The organism is Priestia flexa NBRC 15715, from assembly GCF_001591565.1.
Classification (GTDB): Bacteria; Bacillota; Bacilli; order Bacillales; family Bacillaceae_H; genus Priestia; species Priestia flexa.
Genome location: NZ_BCVD01000166.1, coordinates 1 through 6,346 on the forward strand (window position 1 = coordinate 1; position 6,346 = coordinate 6,346).

8 protein-coding genes are annotated in these 6,346 nt (G+C 39.3%); 4 read left to right on the forward strand and 4 right to left on the reverse strand.

Features of this window, described 5'->3' with window-relative positions:
- Positions 1–40: 40 nt before the first annotated feature.
- Positions 41–784, reverse strand: coding sequence for a hypothetical protein (locus BFL01S_RS18385; RefSeq protein ID WP_061786586.1), 744 nt, complete (start codon positions 782–784; stop codon positions 41–43).
- A 304-nt stretch (positions 785–1,088) separates the two neighbouring features.
- Between BFL01S_RS18385 and BFL01S_RS18390 the strand changes: the two genes are divergently transcribed.
- A complete protein-coding gene (locus tag BFL01S_RS18390) occupies positions 1,089–1,313 on the forward strand; it encodes a hypothetical protein (protein ID WP_025910153.1) in 225 nt (74 codons plus the stop codon).
- 38 nt (positions 1,314–1,351) lie between these two features.
- Here the strand turns inward: BFL01S_RS18390 and BFL01S_RS18395 are convergent, their stop codons facing one another.
- Entirely contained in the window at positions 1,352–2,191 is an 840-nt protein-coding gene (locus BFL01S_RS18395; protein WP_061786587.1) for an HAD-IIB family hydrolase, read from the reverse strand.
- A gap of 77 nt (positions 2,192–2,268) precedes the next feature.
- On the opposite strand from BFL01S_RS18395, the gene BFL01S_RS18400 reads away from it, so the two are divergent.
- Positions 2,269–3,255, forward strand: a complete 987-nt coding sequence (locus BFL01S_RS18400) for a LacI family DNA-binding transcriptional regulator (RefSeq protein ID WP_025910151.1) — start codon at positions 2,269–2,271, stop codon at positions 3,253–3,255.
- Positions 3,256–3,535: 280 nt separating this feature from the next.
- A complete protein-coding gene (gene sstT, locus BFL01S_RS18405) occupies positions 3,536–4,765 on the forward strand; it encodes a serine/threonine transporter SstT (protein WP_061786588.1) in 1,230 nt (409 codons plus the stop codon).
- 50 nt (positions 4,766–4,815) lie between these two features.
- Here the strand turns inward: sstT and BFL01S_RS18410 are convergent, their stop codons facing one another.
- Together BFL01S_RS18410 and BFL01S_RS18415 are read right to left on the reverse strand one after the other, a co-directional pair.
- Positions 4,816–5,094, reverse strand: a complete 279-nt coding sequence (locus BFL01S_RS18410) for a DUF4176 domain-containing protein (RefSeq protein ID WP_025910149.1) — start codon at positions 5,092–5,094, stop codon at positions 4,816–4,818.
- A gap of 400 nt (positions 5,095–5,494) precedes the next feature.
- Positions 5,495–5,815, reverse strand: a complete 321-nt coding sequence (locus tag BFL01S_RS18415) for a DUF1433 domain-containing protein (RefSeq protein WP_025910148.1) — start codon at positions 5,813–5,815, stop codon at positions 5,495–5,497.
- Between the two features lie 75 nt (positions 5,816–5,890).
- On the opposite strand from BFL01S_RS18415, the gene BFL01S_RS18420 reads away from it, so the two are divergent.
- A complete protein-coding gene (locus BFL01S_RS18420; protein ID WP_235859262.1) occupies positions 5,891–6,274 on the forward strand; it encodes a DUF3784 domain-containing protein in 384 nt (127 codons plus the stop codon).
- Positions 6,275–6,346 lie beyond the last annotated feature (72 nt).

A 6,346-nucleotide genomic window follows, 5' to 3' on the forward strand; every position in this document is an offset into this window, starting at 1 on the left:
AAAAAAGCATGAATGAAAACATTCATGCTTTTTTGCTCGTTTATTTCCCTGTAAACCAACTGCTTAGATGCTCACCCCACAGCCGCTTGCCTTCCTTCGTTAACTTACTTTCTTTTGTGACATAAGGAGAGATTTCATAAGGCCATAGCGGAGCGTGATTGAGATAGTGAACGTGATTCTCCTTCGCCATTCCTCCGACGGCTGCTACCGCTTCTTCATAAGATTCATATTGTGAAGCATACGGTGATGACGGCTGAAGGATAAATGCTGTTTTTAATTCTTTCACTTGCGAAATGAACTCTTGAAGTTCGGGCAGCGCATCATCAATCGGCATCTCCTTCTGGTCTTCCAACATCGGAACCTCAGCTAAAACAAGGGTCGGATTTAGCTTTTGTAAGTCTTGCTGAAAAGAAGAATGAACGAGCTCTTTTGTTGTTTGATCATGATACGAATAGATTTGGATGTGAAACACGTCTTGTCCGTATGTATCTTCTAAAGATTTCTTTACGAAAGATGCCCACTCGTCCTCTTCCCTCGCTACCAGCACAAGTGAGATGGGCTTGTCTTTTATAAACGTATCTTCAATCGCACTAACCAAAAATGGGGGTAAATGCTTTGTATAGCTTGATACACCAGAAAACTGCTTTTGATGAGGTTGTGCCGTTTCCACGACTGCTGCCTGTGCCTGCCCCTCTATTTTTGTTTCCCAATGCTGAACACCTGCTACCATCACTGCGCTACATGCCGCAAAAGCTCCTACTACAATACCACTTGTCCATTTCATTCAACCGCTCCTTTCAGCATTCACTTACCTTTATTATAAAGGGGATTATGCCTATCAAACGGGACTTTCGTACGTAAAATCTCTACAAATAAAGAGGTCGTTTGCAACAATTTCTAGGGAAATAGCGCCGTTTTATCGAGAAAGCGTCATGTTTTGTCTAACAAGTTCATGGATTTGTCGACTCTGTTTTCTTAACATTTTTCAAACCTTTATTATTTATTTTCAAAGGTCTAGGACAGGAACCTTTCCATTCTTCTCTTTTCGTTCATATAATACGTTATAACAACTAGAAGAAGGTGAAGAAATGTTTTCAAACAGACCTCGTCGTAGACCTGCTTTTCCATTCCCTGGATTTGCGAGAAGACGTCCTCAAAAAAGATCTCAAGTAGCGGAATGGATGTCTTATTTTCAAGATGACCAAGGTAACATGGACTATGCAAAGATTGCCGGTGGTGCCCAGCAGGCAAAAGATTTGTATGCTCACGTAAAGCCAATGGTTACACCGTATGTGCAGAAGTTTTTAAAATAACAAAAGCACCGACTGCAAGCCTGCAGCCGGTGTTTTTGTTATTTCATCGAAGTAAAAACCTGTTGACACACTTCCATAATACCCTCTCCATAAGCAGACGATGCATGTTGATCATGAAGACCTTTCGCTTCATCAGTCGCATTAAAAAGCAAATAGCCGTGCTCCACTGCTTTTAGCATGTCGATATCGTTTCCGCTATCTCCAAAAGCGAGCGTTCGGTGATGAGCAACGTCATAGTATGCTTTCATAAAATGAACGGTGGCTGCTTTTCCTGTACCTTTTGGAATAAAATCAACATCGTACGCATTTTCGGGGTCCCCTGCTTTTGGATTGCATCGATTAATATTTACTTCCACTGCGTATTCATCCGCTAACTTCCTAATAACCTTCAAGACTGAATGAGTATTTTGCTCTGATTTTGTATAATAGTAATAGTTCATTTTATACCCTTGTTGACCAAACTGCGTTTGAGGCGTTAAGACAACCTCATAATCAGTGCGAAGCTGATGTAAAAGCGATTGAACAGTTTCCTTTGAAAAACCGGAAGCGTCAATTTTAGCTTGCCATTCTGGTAAGCTATTCTTATTTCCTTCTTCATCAACCATATATAGCTCTGTTCCAAGATTACTGGAAATAAAATGAGGCAAATATGTTAAGTTCGCTTTCTTCATTTTCGACTCAATATGCGCGATGCTACTGCCGGTTACCCAACCAATTTTCACGTGATATTGACTACACACATCATGTAAATACCTCTCCAGTTGTTGCAGCATCGAAAGCTGTTCCACTGTGCAGGCATGCGGAAAATATGTTTCGTCAAAATCAAAGAAAATAAGTGCGTGCGTCTCTTTTCCATGAGGATATGTTTTTTTGTTCATGTTTCCCTCTCCTTTTGCTTTTTTTCAGCATACACGCTGGGAACGTTCCCAGGTCAACGACTAAATGGAGGTTTTTTATGACAACAATTCTGGATCTTGCTCGTATAAGCGGTTTATCCAAATCCACCGTTTCACGCGTGTTAAATCACCATCCACACGTTTCACAAGAAAGCAAAGAAAAAGTAGAAAAAGCCATCCAGCAAATTGGTTACAAGCGAAATGCGCGAGGCGTTCACTTGCGCAAGAAGCAAAACCAGCTTATTGGCTTATTGGTACCTACCGTCGATCACCCTTATTTTAGTCAGTTAATCAGTGCACTCTCAGAAGCCTGTCGCCAATCTGGATACGAAACGGTCATTTATCAAAGCGATTTTCAACCATCAGAAGAGCGTTATGTCTATGACAAGCTCGCACAGCAAGAAATGGACGCTCTGGTTGTGACACATACTTTATTATCTGAACAAGAAATCAAGGAGTTGGTAGGCAATAGAATCGTCATCATTTGCAATGAACAAGCTCCTGGAAACCTTTTCGACGTCTTTTCAGTAGATGAAGAACAAGCGATATTTGATGCAACGACCCATTTACTCAAACAAGGTCGAACGCGCCTTTTACTTTGTATGGATTATGAACAGACGCCGCTTCAACAAAAAAGGCTGTGCGGATTTAAGCACGCTTTAAAAGATGCAGGGATCACCTACTCACCCGATATGAAAAGAAACGGGGTTATGACAATTGACGACGGACTTCGGCTTGGAGATACACTTTTTCAAACTGAAGATTATCCAGATGGCCTGTTGACAGGAAGTGATTTTGTAGCTATGGGTTTGCTTCATAGTGCACGAAAACATAGCGTTAACATTCCGACAGATGTATCAATTATGGGCTTTGACAACCATTCCATTGGACGCGCGAGCATTCCTTTACTCACAACGGTTGATTACCCTCTACAAACAATTGCAAAGGACGTAGCTAAAGCACTTGCTCTCCGCGTACATCAGAATGAAATGCCTCCTCGACGTAAGCTTTATAAAGCCACACTGGTTATACGAGAAACAACGTAGCACAAAATCAGGCTGCACGCCTGATTTTGTGCTTTTTCTTTATTCCAAAAAAACAATTTTCTGTTATTTATAAAAATTTACACTAGCATTTTTCTCTTTTATAACATATAATCATGCAAGCGGTTGTTTTAGTGGAGTGGACATTTGTACAAAGAAAAAACTTTCTAAAAATTATAAAGATTTTATTTCTTCACATTCACAATCAATATTTTTCATGGTAAACTTACTTTTACGTATGAGCAGTATGTAGGATATGAAGCATTAATCGGAGGAACAAATGATGAAAAACTTATTGCACAAATGGAATCAAATTAGTCTAGTTACTCGAATTGTAATCGGGATTATCGTCGGTGTCGTTCTGGCGTTAACGGTTCCTGAAGGAGCTAAACTCGTTACAATCTTTGGTGCGCTATTTGTAGGTGCGCTAAAAGCTGTTGCGCCTGTATTAGTATTATTTTTAGTTATGTACGCAATCGCACAGCACAGAAATGGGCAGCAAACAAATATGAAGCCTATTATTGGCTTATACCTAATCGGCACATTCCTAGCTGGACTTGTTGCCGTCATCGCAAGCTTTATTTTCCCCGTAACGCTACAGCTTAAAGAAAGCGGCGTTGAAGGATTTGAGCCTCCAGGTGGGTTAAGTGAAGTACTGGAAAAGCTATTGTTCAATATAGTGGACAACCCTATAAATGCACTGATGAACGCTAACTATATCGGCATTTTAGCGTGGGCAATCGTACTTGGTATTGCGCTTCGCCATGCACCTGATACAACCAAAAATATGATTGGCAACTTCTCAGATGCCATTTCAACAATCGTTCGCTGGGTTATTAATCTAGCACCGCTTGGTATTATGGGCCTTGTATTTGAAGCCCTTGTTACAAACGGCTTATCGGCATTGCTTGATTACGGAAAGCTTTTAGTAGTTTTATTAGGATGCATGTTCTTTATTGCTCTTGTTGTTAACCCTATTATCGTCTTTATTAATATTCGTAAAAATCCATATCCACTTGTTTTACAATGCTTACGTGAAAGCGGGATTACGGCATTCTTTACGCGTAGCTCTGCTGCGAACATTCCAGTGAATATGAATCTATGTAAAAAGCTAGATTTAGATAAAGATACATATTCAGTATCTATTCCACTAGGCGCAACAATTAACATGGCCGGTGCAGCCGTTACAATTTCTGTATTAACACTTGCAGCTGTTAATACGCTTGGCATCGAAGTTGATTTTGGTACAGCACTTATTCTTAGCATCGTAGCTGCAATATCAGCTTGCGGAGCATCTGGTGTAGCTGGTGGGTCTTTACTATTAATTCCATTAGCATGTAGCTTATTCGGAATTCCAAACGATGTAGCGATGCAAGTCGTTGCGGTGGGCTTCATCATCGGTGTTTTACAAGATTCTTGTGAAACAGCGCTCAACTCTTCTTCAGACGTACTTTTCACAGCAACTGCTGAGTATAGAAGAAAACGTAAAGAAGGAAAAGAAATTAGCCTGTAAACAGCAAAAGCCCTTTTCACGATGTGAAGAGGGCTTTTCATTTACCTATCTTATTCTGGCTTTTGCTTTGGTACTTGCTGTAGTACATCTTGAAACTTGACTTCATCTTCATCACGATAACCTTCAAACACTACTTGCTCAACCGCTGCGTGATTAAATACGTATGTGTACTGTTCATTAATGAACCCTTCTGGGTACGGAACGCCGATATAATCATAAATTTGTTGCTCTTCTCCAAGAGACATTTGCTTACGTCCATAAATGACGAGCTTTTTGTCTCCCCCTTTTAACAATACAACAGACCCGTTTGGTAATAGTGCTTGATCCATGAGTACTCCTCCTGACAAGATGATGTAGTTAATTAACACATACGCTTAATTTTTAAATCAATATTACTTCTACTCCTATGTACTTACCATTAGGTTAACATGTAGACTTGAAAGGTAAATAGGGAAATTACCTTAAATTACCTAATTATCAGATGAGCATTTAGACCCAAACCTCAACTAAGTACAAAGATATGGTTAGAAAATAGGAAAGTAGTGTTTACCGACGGTTTTTCTGTATGTAAATGTCGGAGCATGGAAGATGGATATGGAGCATCCTCACCTTCACTGCCTATGAATGTTTTGTATAACGAAGAAGAGTTTGGAACATAACAAAATAATTGCACGTTTTGGGGATGATTTACTATTGTGTTAGGTATTTTTAATAAAAAAGAATGGTTTCTTATTTCAGCTGATCAAAAAGTGCTTGATCTACAACGAGCTCACTTTCAATATCTCCGGCTGGATACGAGGTCGTTACGGAAAAGCCAAGCGCTTTGTTGTTATTTACGTAACCACTTATTTGTATTCTTTTCTTAGATAACAGCTTTTCTTCCGTAAACGTGACGGATGAAACGTCATGAAATTCTTTTTGTAAATGCGTGATTACCTGGGGCTTTATTTCCTTTGCATAGGATTTTGCTTCATGATGTTGAAGCATGTATACCATCACTCCTGCAGCGACAATCGCTAACCCCAAAAGCGTAAAAATTACTTTTTTCATCAATCGCTCCCCTTTATTCTCTTATTCTTAGCTTCTATTATAGCAACGGTGGATTACCTTTTGGGTAAAACATATATGAAATCCCCCTATTACCTTGTACTACTTCGACTATCTTCACCATACATTAGTTGTAAAAAGGACGTGTTCATTTTGCTTTTCATCAATTATAACCTAATTCTGATTAGCTTCATTCTTTTCATCCTAGCTTACTTCATCGGCATAAAAAAACAAATATGGTTGCTTCCTGGATTTAACGAGCGTCGTATACGTAATAAAGAAAAAGCAAGCAAACTAGTTGGCCTCTCTAGCTTGATTGGCGGACTACTTAGTTTCACTGCTGGCTTTATCTTAGCCATTCAGCCTGAGGTTGTCATTTTAATTCTTATTGCTGGCTACCTCTTCCTAGTCATTTATACGCATAAGAAATTAGGATCCACAACAAAAACCAACCTGTCATAGCAGATTGGTTAATAATTTTTCTATCCATTAACTTATTTAATTTATCCTCTAATAAATTTATATTATCTAAAA